The organism is Mycetocola sp. TRD_SC_2 (genome assembly GCF_055361225.1).
This window is the reverse complement of sequence record NZ_CM143954.1, coordinates 1,969,003-1,993,340: the sequence shown is the minus strand read 5'-3', so window position 1 is coordinate 1,993,340 and position 24,338 is coordinate 1,969,003. Positions and strand designations below refer to the sequence as shown.

20 protein-coding genes, 1 tRNA gene and 1 pseudogene are annotated in these 24,338 nt (G+C 64.3%); 13 read left to right on the top strand and 9 right to left on the bottom strand.

The window, feature by feature from the left end; translation table 11 throughout:
• Window positions 1-70 precede the first annotated feature (70 nt).
• Both nudC and ACWA1Q_RS09590 read left to right on the top strand, forming a co-directional pair.
• Window positions 71-1,066: an NAD(+) diphosphatase gene (nudC, locus tag ACWA1Q_RS09595; RefSeq protein WP_463756943.1), complete on the top strand. Its 996-nt coding sequence runs from the start codon at window positions 71-73 to the stop codon at window positions 1,064-1,066.
• Window positions 1,063-2,805, top strand: a complete 1,743-nt coding sequence (locus tag ACWA1Q_RS09590) for an ATP-dependent helicase (RefSeq protein ID WP_463756941.1) — start codon at window positions 1,063-1,065, stop codon at window positions 2,803-2,805. The genes nudC and ACWA1Q_RS09590 overlap by 4 nt, the downstream gene beginning before the upstream one ends.
• On the opposite strand, the pseudogene ACWA1Q_RS09585 reads toward ACWA1Q_RS09590, so the two are convergent.
• From ACWA1Q_RS09585 to ACWA1Q_RS09575, 3 genes and pseudogenes are all read right to left on the bottom strand, one after another.
• Window positions 2,762-3,016: pseudogene (locus ACWA1Q_RS09585) on the bottom strand (hypothetical protein); the annotation flags it as partial. The gene ACWA1Q_RS09590 and the pseudogene ACWA1Q_RS09585 sit on opposite strands and share 44 nt — an antisense overlap.
• Window positions 3,017-3,556: 540 nt before the next feature.
• Entirely contained in the window at window positions 3,557-5,539 is a 1,983-nt protein-coding gene (locus tag ACWA1Q_RS09580) for a cell wall-binding repeat-containing protein (protein WP_463756940.1), read from the bottom strand.
• 155 nt (window positions 5,540-5,694) lie between these two features.
• Window positions 5,695-7,071, bottom strand: coding sequence for a zinc-dependent metalloprotease (locus ACWA1Q_RS09575; protein ID WP_463756938.1), 1,377 nt, complete (start codon window positions 7,069-7,071; stop codon window positions 5,695-5,697).
• A gap of 117 nt (window positions 7,072-7,188) precedes the next feature.
• Here ACWA1Q_RS09575 and ACWA1Q_RS09570 point away from each other — a divergent pair, with 117 nt between their 5' ends.
• From ACWA1Q_RS09570 to ACWA1Q_RS09555, 4 genes are all read left to right on the top strand, one after another.
• Complete coding sequence (locus ACWA1Q_RS09570) at window positions 7,189-8,358, top strand: YlbL family protein (protein WP_463756937.1); 1,170 nt, start codon at window positions 7,189-7,191, stop codon at window positions 8,356-8,358.
• A 69-nt stretch (window positions 8,359-8,427) separates the two neighbouring features.
• Window positions 8,428-11,337 (top strand): UPF0182 family membrane protein, encoded by a 2,910-nt coding sequence (locus ACWA1Q_RS09565; RefSeq protein ID WP_463756935.1) that lies wholly within the window; start codon window positions 8,428-8,430, stop codon window positions 11,335-11,337.
• Window positions 11,338-11,359: 22 nt separating this feature from the next.
• Window positions 11,360-12,262, top strand: coding sequence for a class I SAM-dependent methyltransferase (locus ACWA1Q_RS09560; RefSeq protein WP_463756934.1), 903 nt, complete (start codon window positions 11,360-11,362; stop codon window positions 12,260-12,262).
• A gap of 83 nt (window positions 12,263-12,345) precedes the next feature.
• Window positions 12,346-12,419 (top strand) — tRNA-Met (locus tag ACWA1Q_RS09555).
• 84 nt (window positions 12,420-12,503) lie between these two features.
• Here the strand turns inward: ACWA1Q_RS09555 and ACWA1Q_RS09550 are convergent.
• The 5 genes from ACWA1Q_RS09550 to ACWA1Q_RS09530 all read right to left on the bottom strand — a co-directional run bounded on the left by ACWA1Q_RS09550 (window position 12,504) and on the right by ACWA1Q_RS09530 (window position 16,138).
• A complete protein-coding gene (locus ACWA1Q_RS09550) occupies window positions 12,504-13,265 on the bottom strand; it encodes an SDR family NAD(P)-dependent oxidoreductase (protein ID WP_463756933.1) in 762 nt (253 codons plus the stop codon).
• Window positions 13,262-13,489 (bottom strand): hypothetical protein, encoded by a 228-nt coding sequence (locus ACWA1Q_RS09545; RefSeq protein WP_463756931.1) that lies wholly within the window; start codon window positions 13,487-13,489, stop codon window positions 13,262-13,264. The genes ACWA1Q_RS09550 and ACWA1Q_RS09545 overlap by 4 nt, the downstream gene beginning before the upstream one ends.
• Window positions 13,490-13,621: 132 nt before the next feature.
• Window positions 13,622-13,999 carry a DUF7882 family protein gene (locus tag ACWA1Q_RS09540; protein WP_463756929.1) on the bottom strand — a complete coding sequence of 126 codons (378 nt, stop codon included), beginning with the start codon at window positions 13,997-13,999 and terminating at the stop codon, window positions 13,622-13,624.
• 156 nt (window positions 14,000-14,155) lie between these two features.
• On the bottom strand, window positions 14,156-15,268 hold the full coding sequence (locus ACWA1Q_RS09535) for a M23 family metallopeptidase (protein WP_463756927.1): 1,113 nt from the start codon (window positions 15,266-15,268) through the stop codon (window positions 14,156-14,158).
• Between the two features lie 543 nt (window positions 15,269-15,811).
• Window positions 15,812-16,138 (bottom strand): DUF7882 family protein, encoded by a 327-nt coding sequence (locus tag ACWA1Q_RS09530; RefSeq protein WP_463756926.1) that lies wholly within the window; start codon window positions 16,136-16,138, stop codon window positions 15,812-15,814.
• Window positions 16,139-16,220: 82 nt separating this feature from the next.
• Here ACWA1Q_RS09530 and ACWA1Q_RS09525 point away from each other — a divergent pair, with 82 nt between their 5' ends.
• A complete protein-coding gene (locus ACWA1Q_RS09525) occupies window positions 16,221-17,048 on the top strand; it encodes a carbon-nitrogen hydrolase family protein (protein WP_463756924.1) in 828 nt (275 codons plus the stop codon).
• Between the two features lie 11 nt (window positions 17,049-17,059).
• Here ACWA1Q_RS09525 and ACWA1Q_RS09520 read toward each other — a convergent pair whose 3' ends face one another.
• Window positions 17,060-18,256 carry an aminotransferase class I/II-fold pyridoxal phosphate-dependent enzyme gene (locus tag ACWA1Q_RS09520; protein WP_463760827.1) on the bottom strand — a complete coding sequence of 399 codons (1,197 nt, stop codon included), beginning with the start codon at window positions 18,254-18,256 and terminating at the stop codon, window positions 17,060-17,062.
• Between the two features lie 113 nt (window positions 18,257-18,369).
• Here ACWA1Q_RS09520 and ACWA1Q_RS09515 point away from each other — a divergent pair, with 113 nt between their 5' ends.
• From ACWA1Q_RS09515 to ACWA1Q_RS09490, 6 genes are all read left to right on the top strand, one after another.
• Window positions 18,370-18,945, top strand: coding sequence for a hypothetical protein (locus ACWA1Q_RS09515; RefSeq protein ID WP_463756922.1), 576 nt, complete (start codon window positions 18,370-18,372; stop codon window positions 18,943-18,945).
• Window positions 18,942-19,709 (top strand): hypothetical protein, encoded by a 768-nt coding sequence (locus ACWA1Q_RS09510; RefSeq protein ID WP_463756920.1) that lies wholly within the window; start codon window positions 18,942-18,944, stop codon window positions 19,707-19,709. The genes ACWA1Q_RS09515 and ACWA1Q_RS09510 overlap by 4 nt, the downstream gene beginning before the upstream one ends.
• Window positions 19,710-19,862: 153 nt before the next feature.
• A complete protein-coding gene (locus ACWA1Q_RS09505) occupies window positions 19,863-21,467 on the top strand; it encodes a S1C family serine protease (protein WP_463756919.1) in 1,605 nt (534 codons plus the stop codon).
• A gap of 116 nt (window positions 21,468-21,583) precedes the next feature.
• Window positions 21,584-22,672 (top strand): glycosyltransferase family 2 protein, encoded by a 1,089-nt coding sequence (locus ACWA1Q_RS09500; protein ID WP_463756917.1) that lies wholly within the window; start codon window positions 21,584-21,586, stop codon window positions 22,670-22,672.
• Entirely contained in the window at window positions 22,653-23,468 is an 816-nt protein-coding gene (locus ACWA1Q_RS09495) for a CDP-alcohol phosphatidyltransferase family protein (RefSeq protein ID WP_463756916.1), read from the top strand. Before ACWA1Q_RS09500 ends, ACWA1Q_RS09495 begins: the two co-directional genes overlap by 20 nt.
• Window positions 23,461-24,336, top strand: a complete 876-nt coding sequence (locus tag ACWA1Q_RS09490; RefSeq protein ID WP_463756914.1) for a glycosyltransferase family 2 protein — start codon at window positions 23,461-23,463, stop codon at window positions 24,334-24,336. The genes ACWA1Q_RS09495 and ACWA1Q_RS09490 overlap by 8 nt, the downstream gene beginning before the upstream one ends.
• Window positions 24,337-24,338 lie beyond the last annotated feature (2 nt).

The following is a 24,338-nucleotide window of genomic DNA, read 5'->3' as shown; positions in this document are numbered from 1 at the left end:
TCTGGCCATGGCATCTAGGTTAGGTTGCCCGGCCCTGTGGCAGCTATTCGCCACGCCCTTGCAGGTGGGAGTGCTTTTGTTCGTTCTTGGTGCGCTCACGGACCTTCCGCTCGCTCGAAGTGCCGTCAATCGTGATGCTGACGTGCGCATCCGGCCCGATCTGTTCGCGGAATTGGAAGACGATCCGTCCTGCCGCGTCCTGCCACTGTGGAACGGCAAGACCCTGATGAGCGGAGACCGTCTCGCTCTCGCCGGTGCATCCGCCGCCGATGGCGCCACGTCCCTGTTCTACCTCGGCAGGACAGTCGAGGAGGGCCCGGCAGCGGAGTCAGGTGCGCCCGTTATCGCCGCGCTGGTGACGGATGCCGGCGCCACGGCTCTCGAAGCGGACCCCGATCGCTGGGTCTCACTTCGAGACTCGGGCGCTGCGCTGGAACCGGGGGACTCGGCCCTGATGACGGCTGCTGTGGCGCTGGCGAACTGGCACGGATCGACAACCCACTGTCACCGCTGCGGGACAGAAACCCGAATCGAACTCGCCGGCTGGGCGCGGCGCTGCCCCGCCTGCAAGACACAGATTTTTCCGCGCACGGATCCCGCCGTCATCGTGCTCGTTCTCGACAACGACGACCGGCTCCTGCTCGGCTCTAACGTGCTCTGGCCAGAGGGCCGCTATTCGCTCCTCGCCGGTTTCGTCGAGGCGGGCGAGTCCCTGGAGAGCGCCGTCTGCCGGGAGATCGCGGAAGAATCCGGGGTGCGCGTCGAGAACCCGCAATACCTGGGCTCACAGCCGTGGCCGTTTCCGCGATCGATGATGTTCGGCTTCTCTGCTCGCGTCGCTCAGGGAGAAGATCCCGATGCGCTCCTGCCAGACGGGGAGGAGATCGTGGACCTGCGCTGGCTCAGCCGGGAACAACTCCGCAGCGAAGTCGGCACACTCCTTCTTCCAGGGTCGACATCGATTGCCCGACATCTCATCGACCTGTGGCTCGTCGCGGACGGTGGACCGGACCTCGCCGAAACAGCACGCCTCGCCGTGACCGAATCGGCTGACACGCGGGCATGAGCGGAATCGAACCAGGCGACCTGCTCGCAGGACTCGACGACGACCAGCGAGTCGCGGCCGAAGCGCTCCGCGGGCCGGTCTGCGTGCTTGCCGGCGCCGGCACCGGAAAGACCCGCGCGATCACCCACAGGATCGCCCACGGCGTCGCGACCGGGACGTACGCGGCCAACCGCGTCATGGCGCTGACCTTCACCAACCGCGCCGCGGCCGAACTCCGCTCGAGGCTTCGCCATCTCGGTGCCGGGGGAGTTGCTGCGCGCACCTTCCACGCAGCAGCGCTCAGCCAGCTCAACTACTTCTGGCCGCACACCGTTGGCGGCATCATGCCGGCGCTCATTACGAGCAAAGGCAAGATGCTCGGTCATGCCGCCGAGCGGCTCCACCTCAAGCTCGACACCGCCACCCTGCGTGACATCGCGGCGGAGGTCGAGTGGCGGAAGGTGTCAGGGCTGAGCATCGACGAGTACGCTTCAGCGAATCGTCCGACGCCGCAAAACCTCGCGATCGATCAGGTCGCCGACATGCTCAGAACGTACGAGGACCTCAAGGACGAACGCAGGCAACTGGACTTCGAGGACGTGCTCCTGGCCTGCGCCGGCATGATCCAGACCGAACCAGCGGTGGCGATGCAGGTCCACGAGCAGTACCGGTTCTTCGTGGTCGACGAGTACCAGGACGTGTCACCCCTCCAGCAACAACTCCTCGAGCTGTGGATCGGCGGCAGGAACGACGTGTGCGTCGTGGGAGACGCCAGCCAGACCATCTATTCCTTCGCCGGTGCACGCAGTGACTTTCTGCTCGATTTCCCGGCGCGCCATCCGGATGCCACGGTGGTGCGGCTCGAACAGAACTATCGCTCGACTCCGCAAATCGTCGACACTGCCAACCGGCTCATGCGCGGTCGTCCCGGGGCGCTCAGCCTCCACGCCAGCCGCAGTGCCGAGAATGCGCCGTTGCCGGAAATCACAAGTTACCCGAATGACATGGCCGAAGCGCGCGCCATCGCGCAGTCGGTTCTCGAGCAGATTGAAGCGGGAACGAAACCCGAACACATCGCCATCCTGTACCGGGTGAACGTGCAGGCCGCGATTCTCGAAACGGCACTCGGCGACGCCGGTATCTCGTACCTGTTGCGGGGCAGCAAGCGGTTCTTCGACCTGCCCGAGGTCCGTCAGGCGATCATGGCGCTTCGCGGAGCATCCGTCTCGGTCACCGGCGAGCCGCTGTTCAAATCAGTCAGCGACGTCCTGCGCTCTCTCGGCTGGACCCAGGTCGCGCCGGAGACCGCTGGGGCCGTTCGCGACAAGTGGGAGTCACTCAACGCGATCATGGCCCTCGTCGATCAGGCGCCCCCCGACACGACGTTCCGTCAGTTCACCGATGAGTTGCTCGAACGGCAGGCGGGGCAGCATGAACCGACGGTGTCCGCTGTCACCCTCGCTACCCTGCACTCGGCCAAGGGACTCGAGTGGGATGTCGTCTACCTCCTCGGCCTGAGCGAAGGCCTTGTGCCGATCAGCTACGCCAAGACCTTCGATCAGGTGGATGAAGAACGACGGCTCATGTACGTCGGCATCACGCGTGCGCGATCGAAGCTCTTCATGTCATGGTCGGAGCGTTCGGTGCGGTCACCCCAGCCCAGGGAGCGCTCACGTTTTCTGGCAGAGATCGGCATCCGCACTCCGGGTGCGGCCGGTGCTCGGTCCGGCTCCCTGACACACGGAACGCGTCGATCCTGAGCGACGCAGACACGAGGTCGTTCGAGCCGTCCTCCAGCCGTGCCGTCACTATCCGGGCAACGCGGGCGCACACTTCGCTGATCAGAGGCTCGCGCTCCGCGAACGACGGTTGACCGAGCAACTGTGACGCCATCGCCGGCCACGCGGCATCCGTGTCGGTGCGTTCGCGGGCGAGGCAGTGCAGGCAAGGTCCCGAACCCGGTTCGACCATTGGGCCGATCTGCACGCCGATATCGGTATAGATCACGGCCAGGTGCGGCACGTCGAGGCTGAGCCAGCGCACATACCGGCGAGGGTCGATGACGTGAGTCGAGACGAGTACAGCGACGGCGGGCGGGCCCGTCTCCGGAGACGCTTCCGGAAAACCGGATGCCACGAGAAGTGAGCGGATGCCGTCGGCCGTCTTCCCCTCCCCGTCGACGACCCACCCCGGCGCCTCCCTGTGCCGCTCCTCGGGGAGTAAAGCGGGGGCGACGGCGGCGAGGAAGGAATCCACAACGGCCGGTTCCGCGCCCACCCGCTCAGCCAGCCGGTCAAGTTGCAGGCGACTGGTTCCCGCCATCAGCGCTCCGAGAAGATGTTCGATCGCTGGAGTTACCTCCTCGAGGCGTGCGACCGGATGTTCTGCCCCGATCTGCAGAGACGTGGTGTTCCGCCAGACGATCGGGTAGCGGGGGTCGAGTCTGTAAAGCATGCCGGGAATCCTTCCGCACCCGCCGATACGGCGCGCGGATTATCCACAGGCTCCGCGTCAGTACCGGTTGCCAAGTCCTGAACTGTTGATGTAGCCGTACTGTGAGCCGACCCGAACCCGGTACCAGGTGCGCACGCTGTCGATGGCCTCGACCTGGGTCCCATACGCGAGTGTGCGGATTGTGCCGCTGCCAGGACGCGAATAGAGCACCACCGGTTGCTTCGCGTACATGTTGAGCACGGGGTATGACGCCGCCGCGCCAAAGCCTCCGTTGAAGTGCTCGTAGACAACGCGCGAGATACGTGCGATCCCGGATTTGGTGGCGTTTCGGCTGCCGAGAACCGAGAGGACGTAGGTTCCATTTGGTGCATAGACGATCGCCGAGTCGTTCTCGACGAGACCTGACGAGACCCAGAGAAGGCCGATCTTTGAACCGTGGACAACCTTCGCAGGCAGTCCGACCGCGATGCGGTTCTTCCACAGTTGTGTCTTCATGAGCGTGAGCATGTAGTTGGTAGAAGAAGCACTCAGCAGGGTGCCGTTGTGCAGCCTGGTGAGGAGTTGGTTGAGATCATTGGTGCTGCTTGTCTTACTGGAATAGTAAGTACCGTTGACCCGGCCTGCGTAGTGGGTCCGGCTGTATCCCTCCGCTGCGAACTGAGAGTTCATGCTCGTTGTGCCGACGAGTGCCATCAGTTCGTGGTGGCACGGATTATCGGAAATATGGATGGCAACTCGCATGCAATCTGCAACGGTTGTGCCCGAAGACGTTCGGCTTGAGTAGTACAGGCGTCCCTGATCGATTCGCTTGAGCGCCGCGTACACGGCGAACAGCTTCATGGTGCTCGCCGGCTCCTTCGCATCGGCGCCTCGGATGCTCACGGCAGTGCCGACGCCTGACAGTTCCCGCACAGACACAGCGTAGGACCCAGCAAGTTTGGGAAGTTCGGAATTGAGCCGTGCGCTCAACGCCGCGTTTGAACTGGCGCGAGCGGTCGCGCAGTCGACGAGGGTTCCCACGCGGTTGTGGAGGACCAGCGGCCCACCAAGCAGGGTCACTTCGGTGGCCCGCAGGCGAGTGGTGATGTCCGTCGAGACTGGTGAGCTCAGGCATCCCTGGGGCGAGAGGTAGAGCGGATCACCGCGATTGCCCGCGAGTGATGCTCCAGCAAGAGCGTCGGCGAACGACGACCCGTTGGCGATGTGGATGCGCGTGGCCGTGGGGAACGCGGCCTTGTTGATGGCAAGCGCGGTGAGATACCGATCCGCTCCCGCGTCACGGCGAACCGTTTTGCCTGCCTGCTTGAGGGCGTTTTCGATTCCGGTTGAGATGACAGCAGCGCCACCGGCGATGATCGCCGTGGTCACGGTCGACAACGCCTCGACGGTGGGGGTAGCGACGGTGGGTTTCTTCCCGTCGACGAGTACCACTGGTGCGTCCACAGCGCCAGCGGCAGCGGAAGCCGCCAACGCGTCTGGATAGTCGGTTCCCGTCGCAATGTACGCGGTGGTCGCCTCAGGAAAGGCGTGCTCGGCGAGCTGGCGGGATGTCTCATATCGGTCTGCGCCAGCGATCCGTGTGACGACGGCACCGAGGGAAGTCACATCCGCTACGACGGCATCAGAGACGACGGTTGTTCCACCCAGGAGAACGACCGATGTCGGTTTCAGTCTGAGGATCTCTGACCGGACAGTGGCAGGAAGGCGGTCAGCCGGCGTGAGCAGCAGGGGGGCATCAGCCGCGGCTGCGGCTGGCGCCGCGGACAGGGCGTCGGGATAGTTCGCACCGGTGGCGAGATAGACGGTCCCGGCACCTGACGCAAACCCTGCCTTGGAGATCTCTACTGCGGTGGCATAGCGATCGAGACCGGATAACCTCGTGACGACCGGTGCTGTCGCCGCGTGAGCCTCCGGTGAAGAAGAGGGTGCGACGCTCGGTGCCACAACCAGGGCCAATGCCACAAGGACACCGACACCGGTTCGACGATGCCGACCGATCACTCGCGCACGCTTCAGCTCAGTGTTGTCGACCTCGACCACGGTGTCTCCCCTCAGACGTCCCCATCCTAGGGTTGCCGAAGCCAGACCCCTGACCGACCCCCGAATGACGCCCTTGCGCGCCGCCCCTTTCGCGGGTCCCGGCCGATCATCCGTACAGGGTGGATGCCGTCAGCACAGGTCCGGAGCTCGACCGGTCAGACCGACGGAGGCGTGTCCTCGTCTGAGCTCGAGCCCGAAGCGGATCCGTCTTCGCCGCGGAGCAGGTTCTCGAGGGCGGTGTCCATGTCGTCCGGCTCAGGGACCTCGCCACGGGCGCGAGCCTCAAGGCGGGCGATGAGCGCGGCCGGGTCGTCGATGTCGCCGCCGGTCGGGATCACGTCGGGGTGCGACCAGAGATCGTCCCGCGCGTCGTCACCGACGGCATCCGTGATCTGCTGCCACATCGCGGCAGCTTCACGGAGCCGGCGCGGACGGAGTTCGAGGCCAACGAGGGTCGAGAACGCCGATTCAGCGGGACCACCCGTCGCGCGGCGACGGCGGACCATCTCGGCGATGGCATCCGCCTTGGGCAGGCGCGAGGTCGCCCGGGCCGTGACCACGTCGACCCAGCCCTCGACGAGCGCGAGGGTCGTCTCCAGACGGGCGAGGGTGGCGAGCTGGGCGTCGCTCTTCGGCGGGATGAGCGAGCCGTCGACCATGGCCTGGCGGAGTTCCTCGGGATTCGAGGGGTCAAATCCTTCGGCGAGGCTCTCGAGGCGGTCGGTGTCGATCCGGATGCCACGGGCGAACTCTGTGATCGATGAGATGAGGTGAAGGCGAAGCCAGCGGGCGTGCCGGAAGAGCCGCGCGTGTGCGATCTCTCGCACAGCAAGATAGAGGTGAATCTGGTCCTCGGGAATGTCGAGACCCTCGCCGAACGCCGTGACGTTCTGGGGGAGGATTGCGGCCTGGTTGTCGTCGAGGAGGGGAATCCCGATGTCTCCACCCGACACGACCTCGGTCGACAGCTGTCCGACGACCTGGCCGAGCTGCATGGCGAACAGCGCGCCGCCGATGCTGCGGAGCAGAGCACCCGCATTCTCGACCATGCCCTGGAACTCCTCGGGCGCCTGATCCCGGAGGACACCGGTGAGAGCGTCGGAGATGCTCGTCGCGACGGGCTCGGCGAGTTGCGTCCACACGGGCATCGTTGCGCGCACCCACTCGGCGCGGCTAACCAGCCGGGGCACGCTCGTGAGCTCACTGATACCGGTGACGTCATCGAGCCACAGAGCGGCGATGGAGAAGGCCTGGTCGAGTGCTGTGCGCTGCTCAGGCGACGTCGGAACGGCGCCGGTGGTTGCGAGAGTCACAGCCTGGTCCGTCGCCGCCTTCCAGTTGATGGAGCCGTCGCCAGCGCCCTGCAGAGCGTTGCGGAGTTGGCTGATCATGGCGTTGACGGCTGCAGGATCACCGGGGAGCCCGGCAGCTCCCGCGAGCTGGCTGGGATCGATACCGGCGTTCCCGGCCAGGAACTGCCGCAGCATGTCACGGAAGTCGTCCTCAGGGTTCTTGTCGGATTCGTCGGGCACAGAGGCCACCTTTCAGACAGCATTCGGTTGCGGGATCTACGCTAGTCGGTGAACCCTTGAGATTCGCGTGGCTGCCCCGGGCAGGTGTCCGCCCGTCGCGAACAGACGAAAGGCACGATGAGTCTCTTCACTGAAAACCCCGCCGGCACTCCACCGCAGGCGCTGTACTCCGAGGCAGAGCTGGCAAGCATGGAGCGCGTACGCCGACGGCGAAATCGAGGCTGGCTGGCACTCGCCATTTCGTTTGTTCTGCTTCTGGGCCTCGCGCTCTGGCCCACCTCGTACGTGATCCAGCAGCCAGGACCCGTGTTCAACACGCTCGGGTCGGTCGAGATCAAGGACGATGAGGTTCCAATGGTCACCGTCGAAGGGGCCCGCACTTACGAGACCGCAGGTTCGCTCGACATGCTCACCGTGCAGGCGGTCGGCAATCGTGAACAGCGACCGAGCTGGTTCGAAGTTGCGATGGCCTGGTTCTCGCCGAGCAAAGCGATCGTGCCGGTCGACGCTCTGTTCCCCGAAGGGGTGACCACCGAACAACGCGAGGCAGAGAACGCCGCGCTCATGGTCGATTCGCAACAGGATGCCGTCGCTGCGGCCCTCTCCGAACTCGATTTCGAGTTCCCTTCCCAGCTCGCGGTCGGTCAGGTCGCTGATGGTGCGCCGGCGGAGGGCAAGCTCGAGGTTGACGACGAGATACTCGCCGTCAATGGCACGAAGGTAACCGACCTCAACTCGCTCCGCGACGCGATCGCGGCGAACGGCAGCGGTTCTCCGGCGGACTTCGAGGTCCGCCGCGGCGGCGACCTGGAGACTGTCGCCATCACCCCGGTTTCCGCGGAGTCGGCTGACGGCGAAGAGACGTCGATCATCGGTATCGCGACGAAGGTGCTCTACGAGTTTCCTGTCGACGTCACCATCCAGCTCGACAACGTCGGTGGTCCGAGCGCCGGGATGATGTTCGCCCTCGGCATCATCGACAAGATGACACCCGGCGAACTCAACGGAGGCAAGAACGTCGCGGGCACGGGAACGATCGACGCGCAGGGCGTCGTCGGTCCAATCGGAGGCATCCGCCAGAAGCTCTTCGGCGCGGTCGACGCGGGAGCGGGATACTTCCTCGCGCCGGAGGCCAACTGCAACGAAGTAGTCGGGCACGTCCCCGACGGGCTCCGCGTTCTCAGCGTCGCGACGCTCGACGACGCACTCACGGCTCTCGAAGCGGTCGCAAGAGATAACGGGATTGACGCGCTGCCCACCTGCGAGCGCCCTGAGGGCAGAGGCTAGCTCACAGCTTCCACCGTGCGGATCCCCGTAGACTTGATGTCGAACCCCGAAAACTGACAGAGGCCACACGTGACATCCGCATCATCAGCCAGTTCCACTCCCAACCGCAGCCGAGCCCCGCTCGCCATCACCGCGGCCGTCGTCGGCGTGCTGGTGGTCGCGTTCTTCATCTTCGCGGGGTTATATACCGACTTCCTCTGGTTTGCCCAACTGGGCTTCGCCAACGTTCTGACCACGCAGTGGATCGCCTCCTCAGTGATGTTCGTCATCGGCTTCGTCGGCATGGCGCTTCCGGTCTGGGCGAGCATCATGCTCGCGTACCGCCTCCGGCCGGTCTACGCGAAGCTGAGCAGCCAGCTCGACCGTTACCAGGAGCTCGTCGAGCCTCTCCGTCGCCTCGCGACCTACGGCATCCCCGTCGTGTTGGGCCTGTTCGCTGGTTTCGCCGCAGCCACGCGCTGGGAAGTCGTCCTCATGTGGCTGAACCGGACGCCGGTTGGCAAGACCGACCCCCAGTTCGGACTCGACGTATCGTTCTACTTCTTCGAGCTTCCGTTCTTCCGCGGCGTCGTCGGGTTCGCCTCCGCCGTGGTCCTCCTCGCAACGCTGCTCACCATCGCCGTGAGCTACCTGTACGGGTCGATCCGTGTCTCTGGTCGTGACCTGCGTATCTCCAAGGCGGCGCGGATCCAGATCGCGATCCTCGCCGGTCTCTACATCGCGCTTCAGGCTGTGTCGATCTGGCTCGACCAGTACGTGACGCTCAACCAGACCGGTGATCTGATCACCGGTGCGAACTACACCGACGACAACGCGACCATCCCCGGACGGGTCATCCTCGCCGGCATCGCGGCTCTCGTCGCAGTGCTCTTCCTCGTCACCGCTTTCATCGGGCGCTGGCGCCTCCCCGTTGTGGGAACAGCCCTTCTTCTCGTCGCTGGGCTTCTCGTCGGCACCGCCTACCCGTGGGTCGTCCAGCGCTTCCAGGTCGACCCGAACGCGAAGACGCTCGAGACGCCGTACATTCAGCGCAACATCGACCTCACCCGAGATGCATACGACGTCGCGGATGTCGAGGAGATTCCGTACAACGCAACGACGGATGCCGCTGAAGGCGCACTGCGTCAGGACGCTGAGACCACGGCATCCATCCGTATCATCGACCCCGCGCTCGTCAGCCCGTCGATCTCCCAGCTTGAGCGGTTCAAGAACTACTACTCCTTCTCGCCGGACCTCGACGTCGACAGGTACCAGATCGATGGTGAAAGCCAGGATGCGGTCGTCGCGCTTCGTGAACTCCGGCAGGATCCCGAAGACACCTGGGTGAACAACACCTTCGTCTACACCCACGGTTATGGCCTCGTCGCCGCTTACGGAAACCAGCGTTCCGTCGACGGCCAGCCTGTCTTCCTCGAATCCGGGATCCCGACATCCGGCGCCCTCGGTGACTTCGAGCCGCGTATCTACTTCGGCGAGGCGTCGCCTGAGTACTCGATCATCGGTGCCCCGAAGGGGAACAAGCCGGTGGAGTTGGACTACCCGTCCGGTGAAGAGGGCGAGTCGGAGACCTACAACACCTTCAAGGGTGACGGTGGGCCGAAGCTCGACACGATTCTCAACAAGCTTGTCTTCGCACTCAAGTTCCAGTCGGAGCAGATCTTCCTCTCGGATGACGTCACGAGCGAGTCGCAGATCATCTACGACCGTGACCCCGCCACGCGTGTGAAGAAGGTCGCGCCGTACCTGACGCTCGACTCTGACCCGTACCCCAGCGTGGTCGACGGGCGCGTCGTCTGGATCGTCGACGGCTACACGACGTCTGACGCCTACCCGTACTCGCGCACGGTCGGCCTGTCGACGGCGATCAGCGATTCGGCGACCAACAACCAGCGGTTCGCGCTCGACGACATCAACTACATCCGCAACTCGGTCAAGGCGACGGTCGACGCCTACGACGGTTCGGTGACCCTGTACGCCTGGGACACCGAAGACGCCATCCTCAAGACCTGGCAGAAGATCTACCCGTCGTCTCTCGAGCCGATTTCGAAGATGAGTGGCGACCTGATGAGCCACGTCCGGTACCCGTCGGACCTCTTCAAGGTGCAGCGCCAGATCCTCGGTCAGTACCACGTGACCGACGCTGGCAAGTTCTACTCGAAGACCGACGCCTGGTCGACTCCGGCCGACCCGCAGTCCGACGCGGCTGAAGCCGAGCTTCAGCCGCCGTACTACCTGACCATGCAGATGCCGGGCCAGGATTCACCGTCGTTCTCGCTGTACTCCACCTTCGTACCCCGAGGAACGGGAGACAGCGCATCGAGCGTGCTCACGGGGTACCTCGCGGTGGACGCCGATGCTGGTGCAGAGGACGGCAAACCAGGAGACGATTACGGCAAGCTGCGACTCCTGACCCTGCCGAAGGACGTCACCGTTCCAGGCCCGGGCCAGGTGCAGAACGCGTTCAACACCGACACCGAAGTGTCATCTCTGATCAACCTGTTGAAGCAGGGACAGTCGAAGGTGCTCAACGGTAACCTGCTGACCCTGCCTGTCGGTGGCGGACTGCTCTACGTCCAGCCCGTCTATGTCCAGTCGACCGGTGAAACGAGCTACCCGCTGCTGCAGAAGGTGCTCGTCGCGTTCGGTGACCAGATCGCGTTCGAGGACACCCTCGACGAAGCCCTGGACTCCCTCTTCGGTGGAGACTCCGGTGCAAGCGCTGGTGATGGCAACACGCCTGACACTGAGGGCCCGGATACTCCGGATGCTCCGACCGAACCGGACGCAGGCGAGGGTGAAGATCCCGGTACCACAGACCCTGTTGCCGACCAGGAGTTGCGCGACGCACTTGCCGCTGCGAAGACAGCAATGGACGAAAAGGCAGCAGCATTGGCCGAGGGTGACTGGGCTGCATATGGCGAGGCTGACGCTCGCCTGAGCGATGCACTCGCGAGGGCCCTGGCTCTGCTCAACCCGTAACCGACGCGATACTGTGGGGCGCATGACCGAGAAATCGTCAAGCGCCCCACTTCGCGTTAACCTGCGTTCGGGAGAGTGGCTCGAGGCCAACCGGGCACAGTGGGACGAGCGCGTTCCCATCCATATCCACAGCGATTTCTACGATCAGGATCCGCTTCGGGCGGGAGCCGGAACGCTGACGCCCGTCGATGAGGCCGAGCTCCAGTTGCTGTTTCCCGGCGACGATGGTCGGTTCGACCTCACTGGGAAACGGGTGCTGCACCTTCAGTGCCATTTCGGGGCCGACACGTTGACGCTCGCCCAGCGGGGGGCATCCGTCATTGGCCTGGACTTCTCGATGGCAGCAGTCCGTGAGGCACGCAGCCTGGCTGACGAGATCGGCCTCGCCGACCGCTCGCGCTTCGTCGCTGCGAACATCTATGACGCCAGGCACGCGCTGCCCGAGCCTGACTCGTTCGATCTCGTCTTCACGACGTGGGGAACGATCGGCTGGCTGCCTGACGTGGGGGAGTGGGCGCGCATCGTTGAGTGGTTCCTCAAACCCGGTGGGTCGTTGTACTTCGCCGACAGCCACCCGTCCGCACAGGTGTTCGATGCCGATCCCGACGAAGCGATAGCGCTGCCGGTGTTCAGGTATCCGTACGCTCAGACCGAACCGGATATCTTCGACGACGTCACGGACTATGCCGACGAGTCGGCGGTGCTGGAGAACACCCGGACGTGGGAGTGGATGCATCCGCTATCCGAGGTGATGACCTCACTTCTCGACGCCGGCCTGCGAATCGATCGTCTGGCCGAGCACGATCAACTTCCGTGGCGGATGTTTCCGTACCTGGTTCCCATCGGGAACGGGATGTACGGGTGGCCAGAGGATCGCTGGCTGCCTCTCGCGCTGAGCCTGGTGGCCGCCAAGCCCACCTCGTGATGAAGTCGCGAGGTCTTGCGTCAATGGATCGACGGCGCCGATTGGCGCCCTTCATTTATCCGTGCTAGAGTCATTTCTTGTGCCGCGGGGTGGAGCAGTTCGGTAGCTCGCTGGGCTCATAACCCAGAGGTCGTAGGTTCAAATCCTGCCCCCGCAACAGAGAAGGCCCGGAATCGTTGAGATTCCGGGCCTTTTGCTTTGTCCGCGTCAGCCTCGCTCGTATCTCAGGCCTCCTGTCTTCTCAGCTCCGAAGGTACGAAGCACCATTGGCATCGAGGATGGCGCCTGAAGACCACGCCGCTTCGGGCGAGGCAAGCCAGAAGACGGCCGCAGCGATCTCCTCTGGGGTGCCCACGCGCCCGAAAGGGCTTTGCGCGCGGAGCACGTCACCATCTTCGCCGTCGAGTTTGCTGAGTTGGCGGGGAGTGGCCACGAAGCCGGGGGCGACCGAGGTGACGGAGATCCCGTGCGGTGCAAGTGCGACGGCCAGTGACTGCCCCAGTGCGTGCAGGCCGGCCTTGCTGGCGGCGTAGGCGGGGAACTCGGGTTCGCCTCGGAAGGCACCCCGCGACCCTACGTTGACGATTGCGCCAGGTGTCTGGCGTTCGATGAGTTGCGTCGCGAACGCCCACGCCAGATCAGCGGCACCGATGAGGTTCACGTCCACCATCCTCCGGAAGGTGGCAGCCCAGTCGTCGTACGCGACTTCTCCGATGACGTGCCGGTTGGCCGGAGTCGGCGCGACGCCGGCATTGCACACGAGAACGTCCAGCGGGCCGACCGCAGCAGCCGCTGCGGTCACGACGTTCACAGCTTCGCCGGGCACACTCAGGTCGCCTTCGATCGCAGCGTGCCCGTCGCCCGGGAGAGAACGAAGCGTCTCTTCCGCTGCGTCCTGATTGCTCGCGTAGTGAACAACGACCCGATCGCCGGCCTCGGCAAAGCGGAGCGCGACCGCTGCTCCGATCCCGGTCGAGGCGCCGGTGACCAGAACCGCTCTCAACTACGCCGCTCGATTGCCCGCTTGGCCTCCAAGAGGCTCGAAAACGTGCCGACCGTTTCGCTTCGCCCGTTTTGGGCTGCGTAGGCTCGAGCGGAAACCTTCTCGATCATCCCGATGAAGTCACCCGCAGTGTTGCCCACCCACAGCCCGGTCGCTACGGGCACCCAGACGGCACTGTCGGGCTTTTGCGATCGCGAAGAGGTGCGGACAGCTTCGATGGTCATTCGTCGCTCCAGAGATGAACCCATCCACCAGCGCAGTCGTGGGTGACCGGTGATTCAGTGAATGGTTACTTACAGCAAACGCGATTTCGCTGACGTTAACAAGGGCTTGACTTCACGGCGACGTACGACGCATCAGTGCTCATGAGGCCGCTGGTCCGGGTGTGGCGATGGATGTTGGGCATTGTTTTCGGGGGCGCGGCCGGCCGTCGGTTGGTGCGACCCATCCTCGCCGAAGACGACAAGGCCATGAGCGCTGTTCGCAGAGGCGGTGAGTTCTGCGATCCACTGCCGGTTGATCGTCGGCGGTCTGCTGCCCCAGAACTTGAAATACAGGGGGATGGAGGGATGCAGCCAGACGGAACTTCGGCCGTTCCCGATGCTGACGGCATCCTTCCACGACAGCAGGAAGCTCTCGCCGCAGCGCAGCTTTTGCACGATCACGATTTGGAGGTGTGCGAGGAGCCGGTCGTCGAACTCAACAATGACGCCGTCGTAGGTCAGGGTGCCCATATCCGCAGCTTTCGTCGGTTTCCCGATCGGCGACCTCGCGAGCGGGTCGCAATCGACCCGTCGCTGTCAACGGGTAGTGCGATCCTTGCGGTTTCGTTCGCCGATGGCAAGCGAAATGCACCGAGCGCGCACTTCGCACCCAGAAGCTGGTTGAAACTAGACCGTAACGCCGCGCTCGCGCAGGAACGGTGCGGGGTTTGTGTGTTCCCCGTTCACCGCAACCTTGAGGTCGAGGTGGCATCCGCTGACGACGCCAGTGGCGCCGACCTCTGCGATAACGGTCCCGCCTTCGACGACGTCACCGACGGACACGGAGTACGAGCCGCTGAGGAGGTGACCGTAGATTGTCTGGAGTCCGTCGCCGTGGTCGATGATGACGCGGTTACCGAAGGCGCCTGCGTTGCCGGTGAAGCTCACTGTGCCTGTCGCGGCGGCTTTGATCGGCGTGCCACAGGCGCCGCCGAAGTCCATTCCCTCGTGGAACGAGCTTGAGCACCCGGCGCCATTGCAGATGAGGCCGCGAGGACCGTACTTGGACGTGATCTCGCCCGGCAGGGGACGCCACCAGCCGCTGGTCGATGGCGCCAGGTAGCCGGCAAGGGCTGAGGCGCTGTCGTAGATGTAACCGGCCGCCGCGTAGGTCTGCTCGAGCTCTTCTGCGCTGGTTGCGGAATACCCATCACGTTCAACCTCAGCCAGGGTCACGTCATCGCTGACGGTGAATGACTGGGCTGCCGTCGCATCGGTGGTGAGCGCGGCGTTTGCGTTGGTGATTTGCGCGGTCGAACCAGTGCCGGGTGAGAATGCGTAAGCGGGCAGGGCGACAGTGCCGAGCAACGCGGGTATAGCCAGAGCGATGATGGCGGGTGAGCGAAGCGAACGCCAGCGAGCGGGCCGGGGCACCGAGGAGTGGGCGCGGAAGGCGGAGGCAGGCACGGGGGTGGAGTCAGCTGCTGTGGCCTCGCGGAAATGCGGACGGTGAGCGCCGCTGGTCGGGGCGATGAAAGCCGCGGCGACCGAAGAGGGGTCGGCGTCGAACGGCACCGAAGCGACGGCATCCGCTGGGGTCCGGTGCGAATCTGCTTCGGGAGATTCGGGGAGGGCCGGTTCGGTCTGCTCGACGGATTCGTCCATCGGGTCAGCCCAGACGGGAACGGGGGCGATCGGCTCTTCGATAACCGGTACGTCTTCGGGTGCAATGGGCCGCTCGGCCTGAACGGCAGCGCGGGCGTCGCGGCGGCGACGAAGAGGGGTTGGTTCGGGAACCACAATGTGTGTCGCCTCTGCCGATGACTCCGCCTGAGCAGCTGCGGCGCGTTCACGCAAACTCCGGCGGGTGAGGGGGGCGGGCGCTGTTGTGGCGCTTTCGCGGATGGTTCGCCTGTCGCGTCGGGTCAAATGACCGTTTTCTGACAGGGAGTCACCAGCGTTCGCCAAAGTACATTCTCCGAAAGCCCGCAGCGACATGCGTCATGACGCTGCCTCGTCCTCAGCAAGAGGGGAAACCGCGTAAGTGACGAGGGGGGCACCTTACGCGTGTCCTTCGGCTCTGGGTCGAGCCAATGGGACTCCCTAGACACTACGCGAATTGAACCGATTTTTCACCTCGAACTGAGGGAAGTTAACAGATTGGTAACGGTCAGGGACACAAAAAGCTGGCGTCATTCGATTATGAATGCTCGAAAAGCCACCCAGAACACGGGCACACGCAGGATTGTGACGATTCCCCGCGAAAATGCTTGCTTGTGTGCGATCTCGTCCGCGAGCGAATGCACAGGGTTTTCCAAGCCCTCACGGGCCCAGCGAACGGAGTCAGGCCTTCCGCGCGCCCGCCTGCTTGGTCGCATCTGCCTCGCTCATGAGGTGAAGACCGCGGGGGCCGAAGGAGGAGTCGGCAAGCACTTCGAGCCACTGCCGGTTCAGCTCTGGAGTTTTGCTCCCGACGAACCTGAACTGGATCGGAATCGACGGCGAGACCCACACCGAGACACGGCCGGAGCCTTCTTCAGGGGTGTGCTCCCAGCTGACGAAGAATCCCTCCTGTCGCCGAAGCTTCGAGCCAATGACGATCTTGAGGTGCGCGAGGGCCCTGTCGTCAATTTCATATTCCGTGCCATCGCCGTAGACCAGGTATCCCATGCACTCATTCTGCACGAGAACCGAGCACTCGCGTGCCACGCCGGGCCGACAATTCTTTTCGCATGTTGCCTAAGCTGGGGCAATGACCGAACATGCTCCCGTCGGAATCGCTGTCGCACAGTTCGCACCGGAGGCTGATGCCGAGGCGAATCTGTTCGCCATTCGCGTCCTCGCCGAACGAGCCGTCGAACGCGGAGCATCTGTCGTGGTGTTCCCGGAGTACTCGAGTTACTTCAGCAACCCCATGGGGCAGGACCTGGTTGATCATGCAGAACCGATCGACGGAACCTTCGTCGAGACGCTGGCGGGACTCGCTCAGGAGCTCGGGGTCCATCTGGTCGCTGGGCTCGTGGAACGCACCGAAGACGCATCGAAGTTCGCCAACACGATCGTTGTGTTGTCGCCGGAGGCCGAATTGGTTGCCCGGTACCGCAAGCAGCATCTGTACGACGCGTTCGGGCAGAAGGAAAGCGACTGGGTCGTGTTTGGCGGTCTCGATGAGCCACAGCTCTTCGAGGTCGGTGGTCTCTCGTTCGGGATCCAAACCTGTTACGACATCCGTTTCCCTGAGGTGACGCGGCGCATCGTCGATGCAGGTGCCGACGTCGTGCTTGTGCCTGCTGAGTGGGTGCGCGGACCGCTCAAGGAGCACCACTGGCGCACGCTCGTGAGCGCACGGGCCATCGAGAACACGATTTATGTTGCCGCCGCCGATCACACACCGCCGATCGGAGTCGGAAACAGTATGGTGATCGACCCCACCGGCACCCAGCTCGCCGGGATCGGAACAGAAACGGATGTTGTGGTGGGCTTCGCATCCGCCTCGACAATCGCTGACGTGCGCGTCGTGAACCCGGCGTTGCGCTTGCGCCGGTTCGCCGTGGTGCCGCGCGACGCCCAGCACACCTAGGGCCGGTTGCGTCAGGCGCGTAGAGCCGAGAGTCGACCCGCTGCCTCTTCCAGCACGGGCCGCTTCTTGCAGAAGGCGAACCGTACAAGGGAACCGTAGTTCTCATGCCGGTCAGGATGCACGAACGCCGTAACGGGCACGCCCACAACGCCGGTGAGGTGGGGGAGCTGTCTGCAGAAATCCGCTGCGTCCGTGATCCCGAGCGCCGAGGCATCCGCCACGATGAAATACGAGGCGCTGGGAAGTGAAAGCGGAAAACCTGCTTCGCGCAGACCGCTCGCAAGGATGTCGCGTTTCGACTGGAGCTCGGCCGCGGCGCCGAAGAAGTACTCGTCGGGAAGACGCAACCCGGTAGCCATCGCCGGCTGGAATGGTGCTCCGTTGACGTAGGTGAGGTACTGCTTGACGGTTGTGACCGCTGTGATGAGGGCTGCGGGACCGGTTGCCCAGCCGATCTTCCACCCGGTGGTGTTGAACGTCTTACCGCCTGAGGAGAGAGTGAGGGTCCGCTCCCATGCGCCGGGCAGTGCGGCGATCGGGATGTGCGTGGCGTCGTAGATCAGGTGTTCATAGACCTCGTCTGTGACGATGATCGCGTCGTGGCGGTGGGCGAGCTCGACGATCAGTTCGAGAGTTACCCGGTCGAAAACGGCGCCCGTCGGGTTGTGCGGATTGTTGATCAGGATGATCCGAGTGCGGTCCGAAACGGCAGCACGGAGGTCATCGTGGTCGGGCTGGAAGTCCGGCCACCGGAGCGGAACCGTCCGATGCTCGGCACCGGCGAGACCGATGAGCGCGCCGTACGCGTCGTAAAACGGCTCGAAGGTCAGAACCTCGTCGCCCGGCTGGGCAAGGGCGAGGATGGCGGCCGCGAGGCCTTCGGTAGCGCCGGCGGTGACGAGTACGTCTGTATCCGGGTCAATCGTGATTCCGTAGAACCGCTGCTGGTGCTCGGCGACGGCGAGACGCAGGTCAGGGAATCCGCGTCCGGGTGGGTACTGATTCACGCCATCCGTGATCGCCCGGCGGGCAGCGTCGAGAACCGCTGCCGGGCCGTCCTCGTCCGGGAACCCCTGACCCAGGTTGATCGCGCCTGTCTGTAAGGCGAGAGCGCTCATCTCCGCGAAGATTGTTGCGGCAATTGAGCCGTCTGGCCGGAGGAGCCCTGCTCCCGCAGCGGTTTTCCGCCAGCCTCCGTGCTCGAGCATCCGCGCTCCCTCCGATCCGGCGTCACCGCCTGAGTATCCAAGGCTAGTCGCGAGCTGCACCGATCTGTGGATAACCCACCCGCAACAGCACCGGACTGTTCTACTCTGTCGCCATGAGTGCTCGGTCGGCACAGCCCCGACGGATGCTGCGGCGCAGCACCGCGGTCGCCGTCACCTGCCTGCTGGCCGCGCTCCTCGCAGGCTGCACTCCGCCCGCAGCCGCCCCTCCCAGCCCGACACCGACGGCGATCTTCGCATCGGAGGAGGAGGCGCTCGCCGCGGCGACGGATGTCTATCAGCAGTACACGGCTGCGTTAGATGCAGTGTTCGCTTCCGGTGGCGCTGGTGACGAAGACTTGGCGGCCTTTGTAACTGAGGAGTACCTAGTCGAGTTGAGCAAGGAAGGCATGCTCGAACGTAACGGCTGGCACACCGAGGGCAGCACCTCATTCGACACAATCTCGGTGGAAGATTTTATCGCCGAGGAGAATGACGCAGCCGTGAAGCTCAAGTTGTGTCGGGACGTTAGCAAAGTGCGTTTTCTCGACGCATCCGGTGCTGATGTGACGCCTGAGAGTCGGATGGAGCGATTCCCTGTTCTGGTGAGCTTCATCACAGTGAAAAGCGAGCCATTGTCTTTGAAGATTGCAGAAAGCGATTCATGGTCCGGCAAAGATTTTTGTGTGTGATTCTTGCGCTCGTGCTTCTCGGGAGCACACCGATTGACGCGGTAGCCGCCAGCAATTGCACTGAAGCTGACAAAGAAAGTGGTGTCTGCGCCGAGGGCGGCATCGAGGGCGGCGAGGCTGTCATTCGCGGTGACGGGATCGTCGACGGCGACAACGGCGGTGGGGGAGGCGGCAACACCGACGGTCGAGATGGGGGAGGCGACACCGACGGCGGTGACGATGGCGGCGACGACGCCATCGACACGTCGATGCGTTGCACGTCCTGTACCGAAGTCAGCGACGCGATCACCTTGAGCGATCTTGCATCCTTCCGCCCGCTGGCACCGAGCCTGAGCATGGAGCCAGACGGCTGGATGCTCGTCGGGCTCCCGGCCAACTTCATCGTCGGCACCCGCACGCACGTGATATCCGGGACACTTTTCGATCACGCGGTGGATGTGCGCTTCACCCCGTCGAGCTACTCCTGGTCGTGGGGCGATGGCTCCTCAACGCGATCGAGCGTGCCCGGCGCCACCTGGGCATCGCTCGGGCTGCCGGAGTTCTCACCGACCGCCACGAGCCACGTGTTCGAAACGAAAGGTCTGTACAGGGTCTCAGTGACCGTGTCGTACACCGTCGAATTCCGGGTCGCGACCCTGGGGTGGCGCAGTATTGCGGGCACGCTCCCCGGACCGGCAGCAGTTGTCGCCGCCGTCGCAGGCACAGCAAAGACCGTGCTCGTGGACCGCGAATGTACACGAAATCCGAGCGGCCCCGGATGTTGACCGGATCTGGCTACGCTGGATGGTGACCGCGGTGCAGAGCGCCGGCCGCGGGTAACGGCAAGAACCCGGTCGCGCCCTAGTTCGCTCACAGAGTGCGCATAGTCAACGCCCAGCTTGACCGTGAAAGCTGGCTTTGCTTGGAAGGAGCACCCCATGAACGAAACCCCGCAGGACTCCAACGACGCTCGGGACCCCAACGAGTCCGCTGCTCCGCGCCCCGAGGCTGACGCAGCATCCGGCTCCTGGCAAGCTCCGCCGCCGTTCGTTCCTCCCGTTCCGACATACTTCCCCGGCGTGGAGTCCGCTCACCGCACCGACACGGCACCGACGGATGCGCAACCACACGCATCGGGTTCGGCTTTCGGTGTGGGGTCGGCTGACCACGGTGCAGAGCAGCGCACCGGCGCATACCCCACCCAGAATTACCCGGCATTCGCCGACCAGAACTCCCACTTCTCGAGCCAGCACCACCCGGGCGACAGCCAGAAGACGGACGCATACGGGGCATCGTTCGGCTCGGCAGTGAACGGGTCATCCGAACACGGACAGGCGCCGAAGAAGCGCCGGTCCACAGCAGGCCTTCTGATCGCGGGTCTGGCCATCGGTGCTCTCGTCGGCGGTGCGACCGGTGCGGGCACCGCTGCTCTCCTCGTCGAGAACTCGGGCACCACGGTGACTGCGGGTGCCGGCGGCTCTCAGAACATCACCATTAACGACACCTCGGATGTCACCAGGGCGACCGCCATCGCTGCGACCGCCTCGCCCAGCGTCGTGACGCTCGCGGTGCAAAGCTCGAACAGCGGCGGAAGCGGCTCAGGCATTGTCCTCAGCGAAGACGGTTACGTGCTCACCAACAACCACGTCGTCACGCTCGACGGCAAGATCCCCGATCCTCAGATTCAGGTGACGGCGAACGACGGCAAGCTGTACTCAGCCTCGATCGTCGGCACAGACCCCGTCTACGACCTCGCCGTAATCAAGCTCGAGGACGCCAGCGGCATGACCCCGATGGAGTTCGCCGACTCTGACAAGCTCAACGTCGGTGACATGGCCGTCGCGATCGGTGCTCCGCTCGGTCTTGCCGGAACCGTCACCGACGGAATCGTGAGCGCCCTCAATCGGAGCATCACCGTCGCATCCTCGGCCGTACCCGAGGACTCGACGCAGGAGGACGGATCCGACAGCCCATACGACGTGTGGGGCTTCAACCTCCCCGGCGAAGAAAACAGTGACCCCCAGACGCAGTCAGTGATCTCACTCGCCGTCATCCAGACGGATGCCGCCATCAACCCGGGAAACTCCGGAGGCGCACTGGTCGACGATCAGGGCAAGCTCATCGGGGTCAACGTCGCCATCGCGAGTGCCGGCAGCACACAAGGCTCCGACCAGAGCGGAAGCATCGGCGTCGGCTTCGCGATCACCGCGAACATCGCCAAGCGCATCGCCGATGAGATCATCGAGAACGGCGAGGCGACCCACGGACTTCTCGGTGCAAGCGTCGGCGACGCGTCGAGCGCTCAGGACAGCCCCGTGGTTGGCGCGCTGATCAGCGACATCAGTTCAGGCGGTGCCGCAGCTGACGCCGGTCTCCAAAAGGGTGACATCGTCACCAACTTCGACGGGCACCCCATCACAGGTGCGACCGACCTCACCGCACAGGTTCGGGCACTCGCGGCTGGGGCAACGGCCGAAGTGACCTACGTCCGGGACGGCGACACGAGGACCGTCGATGTGACTCTGGGAGAACTCGTACTCTGATCGCACTCCAGAAACGCTCGCGGGCTTCGGCTCGCGGGCGTTTCTGCGTTGGCGCGCGAAGACCGTTCCGCGGCCCCACTGATAGGCTCAACCGACTAATTCATCGAGTGGAGACCATGGCCGAGAGCACATCGACTGGCGCAAGCGCCGAACTTGTCGGGGTCTCGTATGTCATGCCCGTCCTCAACGATGTCACCCACGTGCGCGCCGCGGTCGACAGCCTGCTTCGGCAGGACTACCAGGGCCCGTTCGAGGTAGCCATCGCAGTCGGCCCGTCCATTGACGGCACGAATGAACTCGTCGAAGAACTCTCCCGCGCTGACCCGCGTATCCGGGTCCTTTCCAACCCGGTCGGCTCAACTCCTGCCGGGCTCAACATTGCGATTTCCGCAACCCGGTACCCCGTGGTCATCCGCGTCGACGCGCATTCCGTCCTTCCCAGTGATTACGCCCGGATCGCCGTCGAGACCATGCAGCGCACCGGCGCAGACAACGTTGGCGGCATCATGGACGCTCAGGGAACCACGCCGTTCGAGCGTGCTGTTGCGCGGGCGTACGGCAGCAGGGTCGGCCTCGGCGGAACCCCACTCCACGTCGGCGGAGCCGAAGGGCCGGCCGACACGGTGTACCTCGGTGTGTTCCGACGCGGGCCGCTCGAACGAGTCGGCATGTTCGACGAACGCATCAAACGCGGTCAGGACTGGGAGCTCAACCGGCGCATCCGGTTGGCCGGTGGTGTTGTCTGGTTTACACCGGAGCTCAAGGTCACCTACCGGCCACGGCCGAGTTTTGGTGCGCTCGCACGGCAGTTCTTCTCGACTGGACTCTGGCGAGGAGAGTTGACCCGCCGGTTTCCCAGCGCCAACAACCTCCGCTACTTCGCCCCACCCGTTATGGTGGTCGGCGTCAGCCTGGGTATCCTGCTTGGCTTGATCGGCGTGGTCCAGGCTCTCGTCGGGGCGCCGAGCCTGCTTCTACTCGGCTGGGTGGCGCCTGCGGTGTACCTCCTCCTCGTGCTCGCGGCGACCATCCTCGTCGCCAGGCGGGACGGCATCCGCTCGCAACTGTGGTTTCTCGTAGTGTTGCCCTGTATCCATTTCTGCTGGGGAGTCGGATTCGTGCTCGGCTTCCTCTCGCTGGCGAGCAACATCTCAGCGTTGAAGAACGAAAGAACCGGAGGCACGAGTGTCGGACCCGTCGACTGATCGACCCCTCAAGCCCCGCACGATCGCGGAGCTGAGAGAGGTCGCCCAACCGCCCGAGGTCCGTGGGCGCCGCAACGCGGAGCACTGGACGGCATCGCTGTACCTTCGTGACATCTCGCCGTACCTGACCTGGTTGCTGCTGCGCACCCGCATCTCAGCGAACGGTGTCACCGGTCTGATGATCCTCACCGGATGGTCAGTCGCCGGCGCATTGCTCATCCCCGGTATCTGGGGAGCGCTGCTCGGGCTCGTTCTCGGCCAGTTGCAGATGCTCGTCGATTGCAGCGACGGTGAGGTTGCACGGTGGCGCCGGACGTCATCTCCTGCGGGGGCGTTCCTCGACGCCGTCGGGCACTACTCGACCGAGTCGCTCATTCCGCTCGCGCTGGCGATTCGCGCCGCTGGGTACCCCTTCGAGGCGCCAGAGGATTACCTCTACACAACCCTGGGAGCGCTCCTCGCGCTCGTGATCGTGCTCAACAAGGCGCTCAACGACATGGTCCGTGTGGCCCGAGCGAACTATGGTGCACCGAAACTGACATACACCGAGGGGGAATCGGCACCGCGCGGGGGAGCGCTCGCCGCGGCACGCAGGATCGCGAAGTTCCTGCCCTTCCACCGCATCTTCCACTCGGTCGAACTGACGATGGTCATCTTCGCTGCTGCTGTTGTCGGACTGTTCATCGGAGAGCTCGCCGCTATGCGTGGAGTACTCGTCATTCTTCTGGTCCTCGGCGTCATCACGCTCTTTGGTCACTTCGTTGCGATCATGTCGTCGAAGCGTGTCCGTGCCTGAGCTCACACCTCGCGTCGGCGTCGTGATCCTTACCCAGGGATCCCGCCCAGAGGACCTTGCCCGCGGCATCCGTAGTGTGCTCGACCAGCGAGACGTAGATCTCGACGTCGTTGTCGTCGGCAACGGATGGCAGCCGGAAGGCCTGCCTGAGGGCGTCCGCGGTCTCGCTCTGCCCGAGAACGTCGGCATCCCGGCGGGTCGCAACAGCGGTGCTGAGGTCGTGTCAGGCGAGTACATCTTCTTCCTCGACGACGATGCATTCCTCCCGGATGCCGGGTTCCTGGCATCCTGCATCGCTCTCGTCGCGCGCGACCCGGGGATCGGACTCATCCAGCCCCGGCTGACCGACCCCACTGGCACCCCTGCACCACGGCGCTGGATCCCGCGTATCCGCAAAGGCGACGCGAGAGATCCCGGCAACGTCTTCTCCTGCCTAGAGGCTGTGGTGTTTTTGCCGCGTGCGGTCTTCAACGCCACCGGTGGCTGGGCAGCACCGTTCTTCTACGCTCACGAGGGCATCGAGCTGGCATGGCGGGTGTGGGACCAGGGCAAGCGAGCCTGGTACGCCGGCGACCTCGAAGCACACCACCCCGTTGTGGTGCAGACGCGGCACCCTGAGTACTACCGGCTCAACGCCCGGAACCGGGTCTGGCTGGCCCGTCGGAATCTCCCCGCACCCTTCGTCCCGATCTATGTCGGAGCGTGGACCGGCGTCCACGTGCTTCGGTGGTGGCGACAGCCTGTGGCGCTCCGAGCCTGGTTCGGAGGCTGGCGCGAAGGCTGGACGACGAACCCAGGTGAACGGCGTCCGATTCGCTGGTCGACCGTGTGGCGGATGGCTCGAGCTGGCCGACCGCCGGTGATTTGAGT